The organism is Algihabitans sp., from assembly GCF_965226985.1.
Taxonomy (GTDB): Bacteria; Pseudomonadota; Alphaproteobacteria; order Kiloniellales; family DSM-21159; genus Algihabitans.
In genome coordinates this window covers 988,416-1,005,959 of sequence record NZ_OZ245712.1, presented here as the reverse complement: position 1 = coordinate 1,005,959, position 17,544 = coordinate 988,416, and the positions used below count along the sequence as shown (strand labels likewise).

Genomic DNA, 17,544 nt, shown 5'->3' with positions numbered 1-17,544 from the left:
CGCGCCCAAGCGCGGCCAGCAACTCGCTTTAGCGGTAAGCCAACAAGCGGCCGCCTTCGGTTACGAAGAACAGCGCACCGTCAGCGACGACGGGGCCGACGGCCACGGGACCCGGCAGGTCGAAGTCAGCGACCTTCTCGCCGCTGTAGGGCGACAAAGCCACCGCCGTCCCCAGATCGCTGCCGAGCAGAAGCCGGTCGCCGGCCAGAACCGGACCGCTCCAGACGACGGGGTCCTCCAGATCGTCCTCGTCCTCGTAGCGGCGGAGCTGATGCACCCAACGGACCTGACCGCGATTGCGAGTGACGGCGACGACCTGGGAATCGTTGGTCAACATGAAGATGAAATCGCCGGCGACCCACGGCCTGGAGGTTCCGCCCAGCTCCTGCTCCCACACGCGCAGACCGCGGCGCAGATCGATGGCCGCCGTGCGGTCGGAGTGGCCGACCGCGATGACCACGTCCCGGTCGATCACCGGCATAGCCCGAATGTGGGCCAGTCCGGCCACCTGAGCCGACCGCCGTGCCGACATCAGGCCGTCGGACCAGAGGACGCGACCACTGTCCGCCAGAAGCGCGAAGACCTCGCCAGAGGTGTAGGGGACGATCACGACACTGCCGTCGATGGCGGGCGGCGCCGCGCCGACCAGACCGGCGATCTCCTGAATTCCGTTGTGCTGCCAGAGCTGCTCGCCCGTCTCGGCATCCAGGGCAAGGGTCTGGTTGTCCAGCGTGATGACGAAAACCCGGCCGTCGGCATAGCTGGGGGCAGCGCGCACCGGAGCTGCCGCCGCCGTCTGCCAGACGATGGCGCCGCTGCCGGCCTCCAGCGCGAAGATCCCGCCGAACCCGGTCGTCACGAAGACCCGGTCGCCCGCGACCGCGACCCCGCCCCCGAAGAAGCTGTCGTCCTCTGCCTCCAGTTCGATCTGCCAGAGACGCCGGCCGCTAGCGGCTTCCAGGGCGGAAACCTGCGAGCGCGCATCCATCGCATAGACCCGGCCATTCGAGATCACCGGCTCAGCCAGGATCTTGGCGTCGTCGTCTTCGCCCTCGCCAAGGTCGACGGACCAGGCCAGCCGCAGGCCCTCGGACAAGGCCAGGTGCGCAATCTCCTGCTGCGGTCCGCCACCGGGCTGCGGCCAATCGGCGTTCGCGCGAGCCGGCGGCAGGCCGATCTGCAGCCCTGAGATAGCTGGATCGGGTTCGATCACCTGATCGTCGAGCATCACCGCCAGCCGATCGCCGGGCAGCAGTTCCTGCTCTTCGCTGAACCAGTCGTCTACGGTACTGCAGCCCGGCAGCAGGAGTCCGGCCAGAAGCAGGGCAGCGATGGAGGTCGAGCGGTGAAAGCAGCGAATCATCGGCGGTAATCCGTCAGGAAGCGATAAGGCTGTCGAGCAGGCGAGCGGCACGGTTCAGGATCGACTGCGGTGCCTCGCTAAGCTGCGTCAGGGTTTCCAGGCGGGTTCTCGCTTCCTCGACATCTCCGTCGGCGAGGGCCGCCAGGGCCGAGAGTTCCAGGGCAGCGGGACGATAGAGCGACTGAGGTTCGAGCAAGGGGGCAAGGCGCTGCTCCACCTCCGCACGGTCCCGCTCGCCGATCGCGTGCTGTGCGGCAAGCAGGCGGGCGGCGCCCTGCCAGGACGACGGCACGTCCGAGTCCTCCGCCAAGCGGTCCCAAACGTCGAGAGCTCCCTCGAGATCGCCAGCTTCCACACGCAGACGAGCCGACTGGAAGGCAGCGAGCAGGCCGTAGGACTCGGTCGAGTCCGCCGCCATTTCTTCGAAGGACGACAGAGCCGCCACCTCGTCGCCGGCCGCGGCCTGGGTCAGCGCCACCTGGTAGCGCGCGGCCGCGGCGAGGCGTTCCTCCTGCTGCCACTGCTGCCAGAGCTGCCAGCCGCCGAGCGCAGCCAATCCCCCCAGAACAAGGCCCAGGATCCAGGGCCCATGCTTCTTGGCCAGGCGTTCGAAGCGCTCCTTACGGACCTCCTCGTCCACCTCGCGGAAAATATCGCTCAACAGGCGCTCCCTCGTCGCAAGCCGCGGCTCGCGGCAGTTTCGTTGAGCCCGGTCCCAACGAAACTCAGTCGGACACCGAAACCCAGGAGTCGGCTTGATAAAGGCTCGGCGAGCCGGTGACAACTCTACGGCTCGCCATCCCGGGGACATCCCCGCCCCCGCATGCTCGACAGCCCCCCGGCGCAGCAGGAAGACCCGACCACCGTAGAATTCCGGTCGGATGGCAAGCCTTCCTTTACCAACAGAGCCTTACCCTCACTTGTTATGAGTACGTCTCGACCCTTCGACCGAACTTTGGCCGCATCCGGCAAACGACTTCTGGCCGCGTCGGGCCTGGTGTTTGCCCTAGGCGCCTGCGATCCGACCCTGCTGGCCACCGGGGCCAGCGTGGTCACTCTGGTGGCGACCGACAAGACCATGACGGACCATGCGCTGAGCGCCGCGCTGGACCGCGATTGCTCCTTCGTGCGCTCCAGCCGCGGCGAGAGCTTCTGCGTTCAGGAACCCTATGTCATGCAGACCGAGCACTGCTATCGCACACTCGGCAACGTGACCTGCTACTCGCGGCCCGACCCCCAGGCGAGCGACGCACAGCGCGTCACCTACGCCCCCGATCTCGTCGAGCCGCGGCCGGCCATCGACCTCACCGGCCTGGACCTCTCGGAGGTTTTGGGCGAAACTGAACAAGCGAAAGAAAACTGACACGATGGCCTACCGCGCGCCGGTGGGCGGACTTTGGTGAAACGGGGGAGCGTGGCTTTATGGGCGATCTGATGCGCCTCGAGGCATATCGCCGACCGGCCAAAAAGAGCGCGAAAGCCACCTACTTCACCCGAACCGAGCTGAATCAACTGCTCTCCGCCTATTCCCAGCGGGTCGCCAGCGGCGAGTGGCGCGACTATGCCATCGACCATCGTCCCGGAATCGCGGTTTTCTCGGTTTTCCGCAGCACTCACGAACGGCCCCTTTACGCCGTCGCCAAGCGCACCGCCGGAAAACAGACCGAATACCTCGTCCTGTCGGACCATCAGCGGCTTGCGCGCTCGGGCAGCCTGACCGAATGCCTGCGGATCTTCGAAAAGAAGCTACGGGTGGTGGTGTAACCGAGCGGCCGAACGCCGCCACCGCACCGCTCGCGCGCCAGCCTCACGAAGGCTCGCTCACCGTCTCGTAAGGAAGCGCGGTCCAGAAGGCCGCGGCAATGGCAAAGGCGCGCTGCGCCAATGCGTGTGAGAGGGTCAGGCGCCCGGTGGGATCACCGTCCCCGAAGACGTCGAGATCCGAGAAGTAGTCGGGAAAACGATCGGCCAGTTCCAGCCGCGCCGCGCGCGAGGACTCGGCAATCGCCTCGGCCACGGCCGCCAGCTCCTGGAGCCCGGCCCAGACTTCGGCATCGAGTTCGCAGTCCAGTTCGTCGCCGAGCAGCAGGCGCACCTGGAAAACGAAGGCTGCCGCATCGCGAGCCTCTTCGGCCGGGCGCCAGAGATCCGAGTCCAGGCCCTGAGCCGAGAGCTGATCGCGCACCAGGTCACGGATGCGGCTGCGCCAGGCACGGTACTCTACGACGAAGACGCGGCGAAAGAGGCCGTCCTGCAGAGCCGCCAGGTACCAGGCGTCATGATCGCCGTAGCGCTCGGGCTCCGGGGTGGGCTGGGCCTCCATCGTTTCGACCAACGCCTCGACGTAGCTGCGGCGGTGCTGGATGTCGGCAAGGGCGCCGGCGACCGTATCGGCATCGGCAGGCAGAACGACTCGGCTCATACGTCACTTTGCGAAAGTTGAAACGGCTCTCCACACCAAACTAGAGCGCGATCGTCTCAGGTGGAAGCCAAACGCTTCCACCTGAGACGTGAATCGCCCTCTAGACCTTATGACGAGAGTAGGATTCACACCTAAGGCGATCCTGCTCTAGCCTGTCGCCGTGGCTTAAGCCAGAAGCGCTCGCCGCGCCGCCGCGAAGTCCCGCAACGCGCGCTCTTCGGCCGCGTGCCGGCGCTGGCGGACGACCCAGCGACCGCCGACCGCCACGTCGCGCACCGGATTGATATTGCCGGCGAAGACCAAGGCATCGAGCAGCCGGTCGCCTTCCAGGCCGATCAGCGCCGGCGTCTCGGCATCGAGCACCAGTAGATCGGCGCGACAGCCCGCCGCCAGCCGCCCGATGGGGCGATCCAGCGCCTGGGCGCCTCCCGCCATGGCGCCGCGATAAAGCTCCGCCCCTACCCCCGGCGCCGCGCCGCGCAGCACGTTGCGCCGCCGGTCCCGCAGCCGCTGTCCGTACTCCAGCAGGCGCAACTCCTCCAGCGGGCTCTGCGAGACATGGCTGTCGGAGCCGATTCCCCAGGCGCCGCCGGCCGCCCAGTAGCGCGGACCGTCGAACAGACCGTCGCCCAGGTTGGCCTCTGTGGTCGGGCAAAGTCCGGCGACCGCGCCGCTACGGGCGAGCGCTTCGGTCTCTGCCGGCTCCATATGGGTGGCATGGACCAGACACCAGCGGCCATCGACATCCACTTCGTCGAGCAGCCAGGCCACCGGCCGGCGACCGCTCCAGGCGAGACACTCCTCGACCTCCCGAGTCTGCTCGGCGATATGGATGTGGCAAGGCGCGGTCGGGTCCAGCGCGTCCAGTCCCCGCAGGATCTCCCCGAGAGTCTCGGGCGTGACGGCCCGCAGGGAATGGGGCGCCAGACCGATGCGGACTTGAGGATCGCCCGAGGCCTCGACCCGCAGCGCCTCGAGGATCCGCAACAGGCCCTCGGGCGAGTTGTGAAACCGCCGCTGCTGCGCCCCGGTCGCCCGGCCGCCGAAGCCCCCGTAGCCGTAGAGCACCGGCAGCAGCGTGATCCCAAGACCCGCCGTCCGGGCCGCCGCCAGCAGGCGCTTGCCTGTCTCGGCCCGGTTCGCGTAGGGCACTCCGTCCGGCCCATGATGGAGATAGTGGAACTCGCCGACCGCCGTGTAGCCGGCCTTGACCAGTTCGATGTAAAGCTGCGTGGCGATGGCTTCGATCTGCGGCGGGTCCAGGCGGTCCACGAAGCGGTACATCAGCTCCCGCCAGGTCCAGAAGGAGTCCTCCGGGTTCGCCGCCTGCTCGGCCAAGCCCGCCATCGCCCGCTGAAAGGCGTGGCTGTGGAGATTGGGCAGGCCGGGAACCACCGGCCCGGCCGCCCGCTCCACCGGCACGTCCCGACCGCCGTCGGCGCTGTCCACCGTCACCGCCGACAGATTGCCTTCGGCATCGATCTCGAACAGGACGTCGCGGGCCCAACCGTCCGGTAAGAGAGCCTGTTCGGCGAAAAGGCGTTGCAAGATCATGGACCTGCTCCAAGGCGGCGCTAAGCTGGCGAGGCTGACGCACCCTGTCCGCATAGAGCATTGCCGCATCGACCGCAAACGGGAGCCCCCTCCGCCATGTCGGACCGCGCGCCAGAGACCTGGGACCTGCTCTTCACCGACGCCCGGCTGGCCACCATGACCGAGACGGGCGTTCCCTACGGCGCACTGGAGGGCATGGCGCTGGCAGTCAAGGACGGCGCCATCGCCTGGATCGGGCCGACGGACGACCTACCGCATCGGAACGCCAGGGAACTTTTGCCGCTGGAGGGGCGCTGGGTCACGCCGGGTCTGATCGACTGCCACACCCATCTGGTCTACGGCGGCGACCGCGCGGCAGAGTTCGAACTGCGGCTGACCGGCGCGACCTACGAGGAGATCGCGCGCGCCGGCGGCGGCATCGCCGCCACGGTGGCGGCCACCCGCGCAGCCAGCGAGGACGACCTGTTGGAGGCCGCGCGCGCCCGTCTGGAAGCGCTGCTGCGAGAGGGTGTCACCACGGTCGAGATCAAGTCGGGCTACGGGCTGACGCTGGAGGCGGAAACCAAGATGCTGCGGGTCGCCCGGCGCCTGGGCAGCGATTACCCCGTGACCGTGCGTACCTCCTTCCTGGGTGCCCACGCCGTCCCGCCGGAGTACGGCGAGGACCGCGCCGGCTACCTGGAGGCGGTGATTGCCATGCTGCCGCTCCTGGCCGACAGCGGCCTGGCGGACGCTGTCGATGCCTTCTGCGAGGGCATCGCCTTCACGCCGGAGGAGACGGCGCGGCTCTTCACCGCCGCCCGCGAGCTGGGCCTGCCGGTCAAGCTGCACGCCGATCAGCTGTCTGATCTGGGCGGTGCCGCGCTGGCCGCGCGCTTCGGCGCCCTCTCCGCCGATCATCTGGAATACACCGACGAGGACGGCGTCGCCGCCATGGCGGAGGCCGGCACCGTCGCCGTGTTGCTGCCAGGCGCCTTCTACGTGCTGCGCGAGACGCAATTGCCGCCCGTCGAAACCTTCCGCCGTCATGCCGTGCCCATGGCCCTGGCGACGGACTGCAACCCCGGCAGTGCCCCGTTGACCTCGCCGCTGCTGACGATGAACCTGGCCTGCACCCTCTTCCGCCTGACGCCGGAGGAGGCCCTAACGGGCTTTACGCGCAGCGCGGCGCTGGCCCTGGGCATGGCGGAGAGCCACGGCACCCTGGAGATCGGCAAGGCCGCCGACCTCGCAATCTGGGATATCGAGCGCCCCGGCGAGCTGGCCTACCGGATGGGCTTCAATCCCCTGGCCTTCGCGGTCCAGGCCGGGAGACGGCCACAACTAGCGGCCACGGCCTGAAACGACGGCGGCCACTTCGCATGTCCGGTCCCAGTCGGCCTTGCCGAGGCGGAAGCACATCCACTCGACCGGCGTGCCGGAGAGATCCAGGATCGTATCATAGGCGTGGACCGCACCAAGTTTCGCCGTCGCCTTCTGCGAGCGAACGTTCGTCGGATCGATGTGAAACCAAACATCCCGGACACTACGAAAAGCATGATCGAGCATCAGCCGCTTGGGTTCAAAATTCGTTTGTCCGCCCCAGTGCGATCTTCTTAAAAACGTAAAGCCGATGGAGACGCTATCCGGCGTGTCCGGGGCAACGTAGTAGCTGGAGCAGCCAATGACGGATCTAGATCCGCGCTCAAGGACGATCAGCGCTTTTCCGCTGTCGAGCAGAAAGGCGAAGTACGCCGCAAAGACCTCTCGGCGATAGCGATCCTTCGCGGGATGCCCAGCCCAGATCGCGGGATCGCTGGCGGCCGCAAAAAGAGCCTCGAAGTCTCCTTTGGCTAGAGGCCGAACTGCGATCGCCTTGCCCGTCAAGATCGGCTGGAAATCGAAGTCTGAAATCGTCACTGCGGTCCTATTGATGCGTTGGCGGAGAGGTCTCGATGAAGCGAAGGCTTCAGTTTATTACAGTTTAAGACGATTGTGGCTTCGCACAACGGAGGGGCGCGTCGCCTGCGTTTCAAAATACTCTTCCTCGTTTTCCTCTCGACCCGGGCGGTCATCCGATACCGCCGCCGACGTGATGTGCCAGATAATCAATGACCGTACGGACGCGCGTAGTGAGATGGCGGCCAGGCGCGCAGACCGGATGGAGACCGATCACACGCATCCACACCGCCGACAGCGGCTATCGCATCACCGGCAAAACGGCAGCCTAGCGACCTTGTCTCAAATTACTTCCACAACAGTCTTCGTTCGGTGACCTCGTAGAGGCAAAGGCTCCCAGGGGTACATTTTCCTTGGACGCCGGGGAGCGACGTCGGGCCATTCCACTGGCCGGCTGCGCTGGCTCAACTGTCGAACCTAATGATTTTGCCGAGTAACACCCAAAAGCGCATCTCAAGGCTATGATACGGCAGGTCTAGTGGTTATCAATCATTTCTAAATATCTGAAAAAACTGGGACAGGTAAAATCCTCGACCCACTTTTCGCATTTACCTTTTAGACGGATCCCAATTCCGATGAAATGCCATCCTAGCTCACTGCAGGCACGCATATCCCATTCGCCATCACCCACGTAGAGCGTATCCGTTTCGGGATCACCAATTGCAGCGTAACAGGCGGCCATTATAGCTACACGCGGTGCAATACCGTCAGAACTGAACATCGGCAGATCAGCGGCAATCCCAGCCTTAGCGAGTTTGATCTTTTGTACATCACGCCAACCTCCGGTGGCCAACGCCAAACGATGGTGCGGCTGCAGCGTCTGCAGCATTGCCTGCGCTCCTGAAACCGCAATGCAGTCCTCGGGAGCATGTGCTAGATGTGCGTCAACACGAGCGACATATCGAGTCTTAACATCGTCCACACGTGCATCGACCAGCCTGTTCTCGATGGCTATCTGCTCGATCAACCCTTGATCTGTCACATGGGTATAGCTGTCCCAATTAGAACGGATAGAAACATCTCCGTGCACATCGCGCACTGCGGCAGTAAAGCAGGCACCATCGAAATTGCTACTATGAACCAACGTGCCATCTATATCGAAAATTACGTTCATGAGTGTCGTCCCAAGGAGTTTTGACTTCAGAAACCGGTCTCATGAGATGTCAAACGCTATCATGGGACCGTCATCAGAATGACAAGCTTCCGCTAGGCAGCGAAGCTACCTAGCTCCAGTGTTCCATCGTGCCTAGCTGGCGAGGGGGTCGTCGTCGTGGAGCGTAACCCGGGAGGCCTTTTCCGGCGTGTAGACCTGCGCTTGCGGCGCGCGCAGCGAACGACCCTGCAATGATGGCTGCTTTAAATAGCCGTCATCTTCTCGCTCATCTCAGATGGTTGGCCCATGTAACCACAAAGGCTCTAGGCCCCAGAGAACGATCAGGGTATCGGTCTTCCTCTGATATCCAACGGCTCACCGCATACGGCGCCTATCGTAGGCGATACCCCTAAGTTCGCACCGCTTTAAGCTAGGACCGCCTCGGCAGAAAGCTGGCCGCGCTGACCACCACGGCGGCGCAGACGGCGAAGAGCAGGTACTGGCGGTCGAAGCCCTGCCCGGCCAGATGCAGGGCGGCCATGGCCGGCACCACGGAGGAACTGACACCTAGGGCCAGGACGTACTCCAGCGCGAAGGCGCGGGAGCGCCAGGCCACGGCCACGTAGCGGCCCATCAGCCAGCCGGTGATGGGGATACCGGCGAACATCAGCGTGACCGCGACGACCGCCAGAGGCAGGGCTGCCGGTCCCACTGCTTGAGACAGCAGGATCAACGCCACAATCACCAGGGCGTAGAGCCCCAACATCACCGGCCGGCCGCCCAGACGGTCGAGCAGCGTGCCTACCGGCAGCTGCGCGAAAGCGGCGACGGCGAAGACCAGGGCCCCGTAGCCACCGACCTGCGCCAACCCCGGCGCCAGGCTGTCCAACCGCTCGTCGAAGAGTTTCGGCAGCGAAACGCTGACGCCGTTGAAGACCACCCCGCTGAAGAGCGCGGCCGACAGCACCACCGCCAGCACCCTGAGTTGGGTTCGGCGGCTTACCGAAACGGCCGCCGGTGTCGTCCGTGCCTCTTCGCTGGCCGGCGGCAACGGCGGCGCCCTGCGCAGCAGCAGGTGCAGGGCGCCCGCCGCCGTCGCAACCGCACCCGGCACCAGAAAGGCGCTCCGCCAGCCATAGGCCTCCGCCAGCAGGGCCGTGACGAGCGTCGCCGCCGCGAGCCCCAGGTTGCCGAACACGCCGTTGACCGCCAGAGCCCGTCCACGCCGCGCGCTCAGGCGCGTGACCATCGCCAGACCGACAGGATGATAGATCGCGGCGAAGAGGCCGAGGGCGGCCAGAGCCGCCATGAACTGGAGCTGCGTCTGCGCCAGACCGGCAGCGAGGGCCGCCAAGCCGGAACCGAGGAACTGCAGAGCGATCAGCCGGTCGCCGTTGCAGCGGTCGCCCAGCCAGCCGGCCGGTAGCGTCGCCAGGGCGAAAGCAACGTAGAGCGGCGTGCCCAGCGCCAGGGCCGCACCGTAGTCGAGTCCCCAGGCCCGCTCCAGGGCGATGACGGCCGTGGGGAAGATCAACAGCTTGTAGTGGCAGGCAAAATGGGCGGCATGCAGCACGGCCAGCTGCCCGGCGGCGGCGCGCGGGCTATCCTGTGATGCGGCAAGAAGGCTTTCCGAGGGCAAGGCTTATTCCGGATCTGATGAGTGCCTGAGACCTGGACAGGCTAGCGCTATCGGCTTCATCATTCTCACGCTATGCAGCCAAATACTGTCGCCAAAGTGCCAAACACGCCATCTCCTGAGTTCGGTGCGGAACCGCCTGTCCTGGGACTGGCGGCAGATCACCCCGCCGGCCATTGCATCGCGGCCCACAGTCACGACAGCCATCAGGTCATTCATGCCGCCAGCGGCGTCCTGCGAGTCACTAGCGAGGAGGCCGTCTGGGTGGTGCCGCCGGGCCGCGCCCTCTGGATGCCGGGAGGGCGCGAGCACGCCTTGCAGTGCCACACGGCCGTCGCGCTACGGACGATCTACCTGCGCAGGGCGCCGCGCGGATTCGCGCCTGTCTGTCGGGTCTACAGCCTGTCGCCGCTGCTGCGCGAAATTCTGGTCAGGCTGGCGGACGATCCTGCCGCCGCCGGGAACCCACACCTGCAGGCACTGCTGTTTCAAGAACTGACCGCGAGCGAAGCCCTGCCGCTCGCCCTGCCGCAGCCCAGGGAACCACGACTCAAGCGCCTTACCGCCAGGCTACAGGACGATCCTCAGGACGCCCGCAGCCTCGACCACTGGGCCCTGGAACTGGGCCTATCCCGCCGCAGCCTGATCCGCCGTTTCCGCGCCGAGACCGGCCTGACCTTCCGCGAATGGCGTCGCCAGGCCCGCCTACTCGCCGCCCTGGAACGCCTCGGCAGCGGCGCGCCGGTCACGACCGTCGCCTTCGAGGTCGGCTACGACAGCGTCAGCGCCTTCATCGCTGCCTTTCGGGAGGCCTTGGGGACGACGCCAGGCCGTTACTTCGCGGAGGGTGATTCAAACAGATAGGGCGGCACCGCTAGCCGGTGAAGCCTGCCGCCCACCCCAACACCGCCTCCAGCATCTTGCGCAAGGTGGGCTGCAGGTCCGCTGCCAGATCCTCCCGATAGGCGAAGGGTGGGGTTTCCTCCATGTAGAGGTCCTGAGCCAGCTCCATCTGCAAGGCATGCAGACCTTCCGCCGGGCGGCCGTTGCTGCGGGTCAGGTAGCCGCCCTGGAACCGGCTGTCGACATCAAGCGCGAAGGGGCCGCTTCGGCCCGCCTCGGCAACGGCGGCGATCAACTCAGGCGCGGCACTGCGCCCCTGAAGCGAACCGAGGTTGAGGTCGGTCAGGCGACCTTCGAAAAAGCGGGGCACCTGGCGGCGGATCGAGTGGGCTTCCCAGAGCACCGCGACGTCGTGCCGGGCGTGCAGGCGGTTCATCTCCTCGGCAATCTTGGCGTGATAGGGCTCCCAATAGGTCACCCGGCGCTGTCCGATCTCGGCCACGTCCGGTTCGCTGCCGGGGAGATAGATCGGCTGCTCGTCGAAGGTGGTGACCGGGCAGAGCTCGGTATTGTTCGCGCCGGGGTAAAGGGCCTGGCCGTCAGGTGCACGGTTGAGATCGATCACGTAGCGCGACCAGCGCGCCGCGATGACACTCGCCCCCAGCTCTGCGGCGAAGCCGTAAAGCTGATCCACATACCAATCCGTGTCCGCGAGAAGCTTGGCCTCGGAGGTGAAGCTCGAAAGCAGCTCCGGCGGCACCAGGGTGCCGCAGTGAGGAATGGAGACCAGCAGCGGCGTGGTGCCGGGGTTGAAGCTGTAAGTCTGACTGTCGTTTTCCATGAACTCCCCTTCGCTGGGCCATCGTCTTGGCCCAGGGGATTGCTATAGGCTGAATCGCCGTGGCCGCCAAAGGAGAGTCCGTCGCCATGCCCGATCAGACCGCTGCGCCAGACACCGAAACCGTTCGGCAGGAGAATCCTCGGCTCGACAACGCGCGCCGCATCCGCGCCGCACGCGGCGGCGACCTGACGGCCAAGTCCTGGCTGACCGAGGCGCCGTTGCGCATGCTGATGAACAACCTGGACCCCGAAGTCGCCGAGAAACCGGAGGAACTGGTGGTCTACGGCGGCATCGGCCGGGCGGCACGGGACTGGGCCTCCTTCGACCGGATCGTCGCGGAGCTGCGAGACCTGGAGGCGGACGAGACGCTGCTGGTGCAGTCCGGCAAGCCAGTCGGCGTCTTCCGCACCCATGCCGACGCGCCGCGCGTGCTCATCGCCAACTCCAACCTGGTGCCGCACTGGGCCGACTGGGAGCACTTTTCGAAGCTCGATAAGCTCGGCCTGATGATGTACGGCCAGATGACCGCCGGTTCCTGGATCTATATCGGCAGCCAGGGAATCGTGCAGGGCACCTACGAGACCTTCGTGGAGGTCGGGCGGCAGCACTACGGCGGCGATCTGTCGGGCCGCTGGATCCTGACCGGCGGGCTGGGCGGCATGGGCGGCGCGCAGCCCCTGGCCGCCACCATGGCCGGTGCAAGCCTGCTGGCGGTGGAGTGCCGGCCAAGCCGGATCGAGCGGCGGCTGGAGACCGGCTACCTGGACCGCAAGACCGACAGCCTGGAGGAGGCGCTGGCGATCATCGACATGGCTTGCGCCCGCAAGGAAGCCGTCTCCGTCGGTCTTCTCGGCAATGCCGCCGAGGTCTTTCCCGAGCTGCTGCGGCGCGGGGTGCGGCCCGATGCCGTGACCGACCAGACCAGCGCCCACGATCCCCTACACGGCTACCTGCCGGCCGGCTGGAGCCTGGACGACTGGGAGCGGGCGCAGGAGACGGATCCTGAGCGCACGGCCGCGGCCGCTAAGCAATCCATGAAACGACAGGTCGAAGCCATGCTGGGCTTCCACCGTGCCGGCGTACCGACCCTCGACTACGGCAACAACATCCGCCAGATGGCGCTGGAGATGGGCGAGGAGCATGCCTTCGACTTTCCCGGCTTCGTGCCGGCCTATATCCGGCCGCTGTTCTGTCGGGGGATCGGGCCGTTCCGCTGGTGCGCACTCTCCGGCGATCCCGAAGACATCTACAAAACCGACGCCAAGGTGAAGGAGTTGATCCCCGACGATCCGCACCTGCACAGATGGCTCGAGATGGCGCGAGAGCGGATTCATTTTCAGGGTCTGCCAGCGCGCATCTGCTGGGTCGGACTGGGACAGCGCCATCGCCTGGGACTCGCCTTCAACGAGATGGTGGCGAAGGGCGAGGTCAGCGCGCCCATCGTGATCGGCCGCGATCATCTGGACTCCGGCTCGGTCGCCAGCCCCAACCGCGAGACCGAGGCCATGCTCGACGGCTCCGACGCTGTGTCCGACTGGCCGCTGCTCAACGCCCTGCTCAACACCGCCAGCGGCGCCACCTGGGTGTCCCTGCATCACGGCGGCGGGGTCGGCATGGGCTTTTCCCAGCATTCCGGCATGGTGATCGTCTGCGACGGCACACCGGACGCCACACGACGGATCGAGCGGGTTCTCTGGAACGACCCGGCCAGCGGCGTCATGCGCCATGCCGACGCCGGCTACGACCTGGCCAAGGCCTGCGCCCGCGAACAGGGTCTGAAGCTGCCGATGCTGGAGGCGGAATGAGCGGGCAGGAGCGCGGGGACGCGACCGCGACCGTCACGCCAGAGGTCTGGGACATCGTCTTCCGCAGCCGCGCCGGCCTGCGCCTGGCCGGTGAAGATCGCGGCGCGGCGACGGCGCCGCCGATCCTTCTGCTGCACGGCGGCGGACAAACCCGTGCCGCCTGGAAGGCCACCGCCCGGCGTCTGGCGGAGGCCGGCTGGCGGGCGGTGGCGCTCGACCAGCGCGGCCACGGCCAGAGCGCCTGGGCACCGGACCAGGACTACGCCATCCGCTGTTTCGCCGAAGACCTGCTGGACGTAACCGCCGCCTTCCGGCAGAGGCCGGTGGTGATCGGGGCCTCGCTCGGCGGTCTGGCGGTCATGACCGCCGCCGCCGTCGCGGCCGAGGCCGGCGGACCAACGCCCTTCGCCGGCGCGATCCTGGTCGACGTGACGCCACGCCTGCGCCAGGAAGGCGTGGAGGAGGTACTAAGTTTCATGGCCTCCGACCTGGAGCACGGCTTCACCGATCTGGAGGAGGCCGCCGACGCGGTCGCCCGCTACCTGCCCCACCGTCCACGCCCACGCGACCTGGCCGGCCTGGCGAAGAATCTGCGGCGGGACGGCGACGGCCGGCTCCGCTGGCATTGGGACCCGGCCTTCGTCGAGGGACCGGGCAACATCCAGTCGAGCCTGGACGAACCGAGCCTGGATGCCGCCGCGCGCCGCCTGACCATGCCGACTCTGCTGGTGCGCGGCCGCCTCAGCACCCTGGTGACCGAGGACGAGGCGGCTCACTTTCTCGGTCTGGTACCCCATGCCAGACTAGTCGACGTCTCGAACGCCGGTCACATGGTTGCGGGCGACCGCAACGATGTCTTCACCCAGGCGATCCTGACGTTTCTGGCCGAGGCACTCGGGCCGGTCTCCGCCTGAGGCAGGCAGGTGCTAATCAGGCCCGGCGCGAAATCAAGCTGGGTCGTCGGCGTCCGTCGCCGAGGAGGGCTGCACCAAACGCCCCTCCCGGGCCTTGTAGAAGTATTGGCTCGCCACCAGCCAGCCCTTGAGCGGCCGCAGGGGCGGAATGCAGGTCAGCAGCATGAAGGGAAGGCTGGTGACCAGGTGCACCCAGTAGGGCGCCGAGAACTGGATCTCGATCAGGATCGCCAGCACCACGCTCGGCACGCAGCCGAAGCAGATGACGAAGAAAGCCGGTCCGTCGGCCGGATCGGCGAAGCCGTAGTCCAGACCGCAAACGTCGCAGCTTTCGCGCAGACTGAGAAAACCCTGAAAAAGCCGCCCCTGACCGCAGCGCGGGCACCTTCCCCGGATCCCCGTGTGGACGGGCGACAGGCGCGGCCAAGTCTTGTCGGAGGGCATGAATGTGCTTCCTTTACTTCGTTTACTCCTCGACCTCGAAGCGCTCCGCGACCGCCGGATCGGCGTTGTCTGTCTTCAAGGCGAGCAGGACGATCTGGGAGTCCAGCGATTCTGGATGGTCCAAGACAGCATCCAACCGCCGCTCCACGGTCTCCTTCTCTCGCACCGAGGTCGCCTCGGCGAAGTCCTGCGGCCCCAGGATGCAGTAGGCCAGGAGCTGTGCCGCACCGCGCAGTTCGTCGGGGCGGGCCGCCTTGCCGCCCTCGGGCAGCAGCCTTAACATGGTGAGCTTGATCGAGTCCTGCAGCAACTGCGGGTGCAGGCCGGCGTCTCGCAACTCCGCCTCCAGCGCCGTCATCTGCTTGGACTTCCCGAAAAGACCGAAGAGGCCGAACACGGCGCGTCTCCTCCCAACCTCCGCACGTCGCGCCTCTGTAAACCATCGGCAAGCGCCGGGCTATTGCTCTTCAAGTCCCGGCGATCTTCAAAATCCGGTCCGGAAGCGCTTAGGCGGAAGCTCCGGGTAGCAGGGTAAAACCCACGTCGATCCGGCGCTCGACCTCCGCCCCGTCAAAACGGGCGAGCAGCTGTTCGGCGGCGCGCTGACCGATCAGCGTGCGATGGGACTCGACGGTGGTCAGCGCGACCGGGGCCGACTGACCGATCTGCAGGCCGTTGAAGCCGGCCACCGCAAGATCCCTGGGAACCTGGAGACCACGCGACATGGCCTCGAACAGGCCCCCCATGGCCATGTCGTCGTTGGAGAAATAGAGAAGCCGTGGGGCCCGCTGGGACAGAACCTCCCCGGTCAGCTTGCGCCCCAGCGGGATGGAGGACTCCGACTCGGTGGTGACTTCGCTCTCGAAATCGAGACCGTTCTCCCGCAAGGCGGCACGGAAGCCATCACGGCGGATCGCGGCGCGATGGTCGGCCTCGATGTCGTGGCCGATGTAGCCGAAAGACCGGTATCCCCGTCCGATCAGATAGTAGGCCATCGACTTACCGGCCTGGCGATGCGAGATCCCGACCACCATGTCCTTTTCATCGCGGTCGATGTCCATCACCTCGACGACCGGGACACGGCTGCGTTCCAACAAGCGCAAGGCCCGGTCGGAAAGCCGGGTCGGCGCGATGACGAGACCGGCCGGCTGCCACCCCAGAAGGCTCTCGATGAGCTGCGCCTCGCGCGTGCTGTCGTAATTGGAGATTCCGAGGACAGAGTGAAAACCCGACGCCTGCAGCCGGACCTCCAAGCCGTTCAGCACGTCGGCGAAAACGCTGTTCGAGAGCGACGGCAGAATGACAGCGATCTGATTGGACACCGCCCCTGCCATCGCACCAGCAAGACGGTTACGGACATAGCCGGTCCGGGCGATGGCATCCTCCACCTTGGAGACGGTGACTTGCGACACGTTCGCCATGCCGCGCACGACGCGAGATACCGTGATCTCGCTGACACCGGCCGCCTCGGCCACATCGGCCAGGGTTACGCGTTCCGCCTTGTCGACTTGGATCGTCACAACCTTTGCGCCACGCTTTCGCCCCAGAGATGAATTTTCATGTGATGATAGCGCATAGCACAGATATGTCTTGGGATTTCTAGCTAAATGAAGCCCAATTGACAGCGCTGTCATAACTCTGGCAGGTTTGACGAAAGAATAAGGTCTTGGGAGGAGCGCACGATGCGCGTCTTGGTCACGGGAGCCGGCGGCTTCCTGGGGCGACAGTTCGTCGAAGAGCTCGCACGTCGAGGCCGGCTGACCGTGAACGGCGCCGACGTTCCGGTGTCGTCGATCTTAGCTTGCGACCTTGCCGCCGAGCCCCTGACCCAACTCGCCGATACCTATAACAGCGTGCGGGCGCTCGTCGGCCCGGTCGACAGCGAGGAAACGCTGGCCGCGATTGCTGCCGAAGCACCAGGGCTGGTGGTCCACCTCGCCGCCGTGGTCTCCAGCGCCGCCGAAGCCGACTTCACGCTCGGCATGCAGGTCAATCTGGGCGCGACGCTCGCGCTGATCGAAACCCTGCGCGGCCTGCCGGAACCGCCGGTCCTGCTCTTCGCGTCGTCGGTCGCCGTCTTCTCCTGCGCCGCCAACGAGATCATCACCGACAGGACGCAGCCCGAGCCGCGCAGCAGTTACGGCGCGCAGAAGCTGATGGGCGAGATCCTAATTCGCGATGTGAGCCGCAAGGGCTTTGTCCTCGGCCGCTCGCTGCGCTTCCCCACCATCGCCGTGCGGCCGGGTAAACCGAACAAGGCCGCCTCCAGCTTCGCCAGCGGAATCCTGCGCGAACCTCTGGCCGGCCTGCCGGCCGATCTGCCGGTCGGGCCCGATCTTCGCCTGCATCTGGCGTCGCCCGACTCTGCGCGCTCGGCGCTGTTCCACGCGGCCGGCCTGCGCCAGGACGTTCTGGAGGGCGAAACCTCGATCACGCTACCGGGCGTCTCGGTCACCGTGGGAGAGATGCTCGCCACCCTCTCGAATGTCGCCGGCGAGGAGGTTGCCTCCCGCGTTCGCTCGGCGCCGGACGCGTCGATCGAGGCAATCGTGGCGAGTTGGCCCGGCGGGATCGAAACGCCGCGCGCGCTGGCCCTGGGATTCACCCCCGACGCCAACTTCGAGGCGCTGCTGCGCGCGCACATGCAAACTCTTTCAGAAGCGGCGTGAAACGCGCCGAACACCCAAGGGA

General features: G+C 66.3%; 18 protein-coding genes. 7 read left to right on the top strand and 11 right to left on the bottom strand.

The window, feature by feature from the left end; genetic code table 11:
• Window positions 1–28: 28 nt before the first annotated feature.
• Both ACO054_RS04450 and ACO054_RS04445 read right to left on the bottom strand, forming a co-directional pair.
• Complete coding sequence (locus ACO054_RS04450; protein ID WP_421709244.1) at window positions 29–1,363, bottom strand: PQQ-binding-like beta-propeller repeat protein; 1,335 nt, start codon at window positions 1,361–1,363, stop codon at window positions 29–31.
• 13 nt (window positions 1,364–1,376) lie between these two features.
• Window positions 1,377–2,024, bottom strand: a complete 648-nt coding sequence (locus ACO054_RS04445) for a tetratricopeptide repeat protein (protein ID WP_421709243.1) — start codon at window positions 2,022–2,024, stop codon at window positions 1,377–1,379.
• A 162-nt stretch (window positions 2,025–2,186) separates the two neighbouring features.
• Between ACO054_RS04445 and ACO054_RS04440 the strand changes: the two genes are divergently transcribed.
• Entirely contained in the window at window positions 2,187–2,726 is a 540-nt protein-coding gene (locus tag ACO054_RS04440; protein ID WP_421709242.1) for a hypothetical protein, read from the top strand.
• A 59-nt stretch (window positions 2,727–2,785) separates the two neighbouring features.
• Window positions 2,786–3,127, top strand: coding sequence for a DUF2794 domain-containing protein (locus ACO054_RS04435; RefSeq protein ID WP_421709241.1), 342 nt, complete (start codon window positions 2,786–2,788; stop codon window positions 3,125–3,127).
• Between the two features lie 43 nt (window positions 3,128–3,170).
• Here the strand turns inward: ACO054_RS04435 and ACO054_RS04430 are convergent, their stop codons facing one another.
• Window positions 3,171–3,785: a hypothetical protein gene (locus ACO054_RS04430; protein ID WP_421709240.1), complete on the bottom strand. Its 615-nt coding sequence runs from the start codon at window positions 3,783–3,785 to the stop codon at window positions 3,171–3,173.
• Window positions 3,786–3,950: 165 nt separating this feature from the next.
• A complete protein-coding gene (locus ACO054_RS04425; RefSeq protein WP_421709239.1) occupies window positions 3,951–5,339 on the bottom strand; it encodes a formimidoylglutamate deiminase in 1,389 nt (462 codons plus the stop codon).
• Window positions 5,340–5,435: 96 nt separating this feature from the next.
• Between ACO054_RS04425 and hutI the strand changes: the two genes are divergently transcribed.
• Complete coding sequence (gene hutI / locus ACO054_RS04420; RefSeq protein WP_421709238.1) at window positions 5,436–6,680, top strand: imidazolonepropionase; 1,245 nt, start codon at window positions 5,436–5,438, stop codon at window positions 6,678–6,680.
• Here the strand turns inward: hutI and ACO054_RS04415 are convergent.
• The 3 genes from ACO054_RS04415 to ACO054_RS04405 all read right to left on the bottom strand — a co-directional run bounded on the left by ACO054_RS04415 (window position 6,663) and on the right by ACO054_RS04405 (window position 10,009).
• Window positions 6,663–7,238 (bottom strand): GNAT family N-acetyltransferase, encoded by a 576-nt coding sequence (locus ACO054_RS04415; RefSeq protein ID WP_421709237.1) that lies wholly within the window; start codon window positions 7,236–7,238, stop codon window positions 6,663–6,665. The two genes, hutI and ACO054_RS04415, sit on opposite strands and share 18 nt — an antisense overlap.
• A gap of 514 nt (window positions 7,239–7,752) precedes the next feature.
• A complete protein-coding gene (locus ACO054_RS04410) occupies window positions 7,753–8,391 on the bottom strand; it encodes an HAD family hydrolase (RefSeq protein WP_421709236.1) in 639 nt (212 codons plus the stop codon).
• A gap of 409 nt (window positions 8,392–8,800) precedes the next feature.
• On the bottom strand, window positions 8,801–10,009 hold the full coding sequence (locus ACO054_RS04405; RefSeq protein ID WP_421709235.1) for an MFS transporter: 1,209 nt from the start codon (window positions 10,007–10,009) through the stop codon (window positions 8,801–8,803).
• A 96-nt stretch (window positions 10,010–10,105) separates the two neighbouring features.
• Between ACO054_RS04405 and ACO054_RS04400 the strand changes: the two genes are divergently transcribed.
• The gene (locus ACO054_RS04400) at window positions 10,106–10,870 is read left to right on the top strand and encodes an AraC family transcriptional regulator (protein WP_421709234.1); all 765 of its coding nucleotides are present in this window, start codon (window positions 10,106–10,108) and stop codon (window positions 10,868–10,870) included.
• A gap of 10 nt (window positions 10,871–10,880) precedes the next feature.
• Here ACO054_RS04400 and hutG read toward each other — a convergent pair whose 3' ends face one another.
• Complete coding sequence (hutG, locus tag ACO054_RS04395) at window positions 10,881–11,690, bottom strand: N-formylglutamate deformylase (protein WP_421709233.1); 810 nt, start codon at window positions 11,688–11,690, stop codon at window positions 10,881–10,883.
• Window positions 11,691–11,776: 86 nt separating this feature from the next.
• Here hutG and hutU point away from each other — a divergent pair, with 86 nt between their 5' ends.
• Complete coding sequence (gene hutU / locus ACO054_RS04390) at window positions 11,777–13,495, top strand: urocanate hydratase (protein ID WP_421709232.1); 1,719 nt, start codon at window positions 11,777–11,779, stop codon at window positions 13,493–13,495.
• Window positions 13,492–14,409, top strand: a complete 918-nt coding sequence (locus ACO054_RS04385; protein ID WP_421709231.1) for an alpha/beta fold hydrolase — start codon at window positions 13,492–13,494, stop codon at window positions 14,407–14,409. Before hutU ends, ACO054_RS04385 begins: the two co-directional genes overlap by 4 nt.
• Before the next feature lie 33 nt (window positions 14,410–14,442).
• On the opposite strand, the gene ACO054_RS04380 is transcribed toward ACO054_RS04385, so the two are convergent.
• The 3 genes from ACO054_RS04380 to ACO054_RS04370 form a co-directional block, all read right to left on the bottom strand.
• Window positions 14,443–14,853, bottom strand: a complete 411-nt coding sequence (locus tag ACO054_RS04380) for a DUF983 domain-containing protein (RefSeq protein WP_421709230.1) — start codon at window positions 14,851–14,853, stop codon at window positions 14,443–14,445.
• A 22-nt stretch (window positions 14,854–14,875) separates the two neighbouring features.
• Window positions 14,876–15,250: a hypothetical protein gene (locus ACO054_RS04375; RefSeq protein WP_421709229.1), complete on the bottom strand. Its 375-nt coding sequence runs from the start codon at window positions 15,248–15,250 to the stop codon at window positions 14,876–14,878.
• A gap of 109 nt (window positions 15,251–15,359) precedes the next feature.
• On the bottom strand, window positions 15,360–16,373 hold the full coding sequence (locus tag ACO054_RS04370; RefSeq protein ID WP_421709228.1) for a LacI family DNA-binding transcriptional regulator: 1,014 nt from the start codon (window positions 16,371–16,373) through the stop codon (window positions 15,360–15,362).
• Window positions 16,374–16,535: 162 nt separating this feature from the next.
• On the opposite strand from ACO054_RS04370, the gene denD reads away from it, so the two are divergent.
• A complete protein-coding gene (denD, locus tag ACO054_RS04365) occupies window positions 16,536–17,522 on the top strand; it encodes a D-erythronate dehydrogenase (protein WP_421709227.1) in 987 nt (328 codons plus the stop codon).
• Window positions 17,523–17,544: the final 22 nt, after the last annotated feature.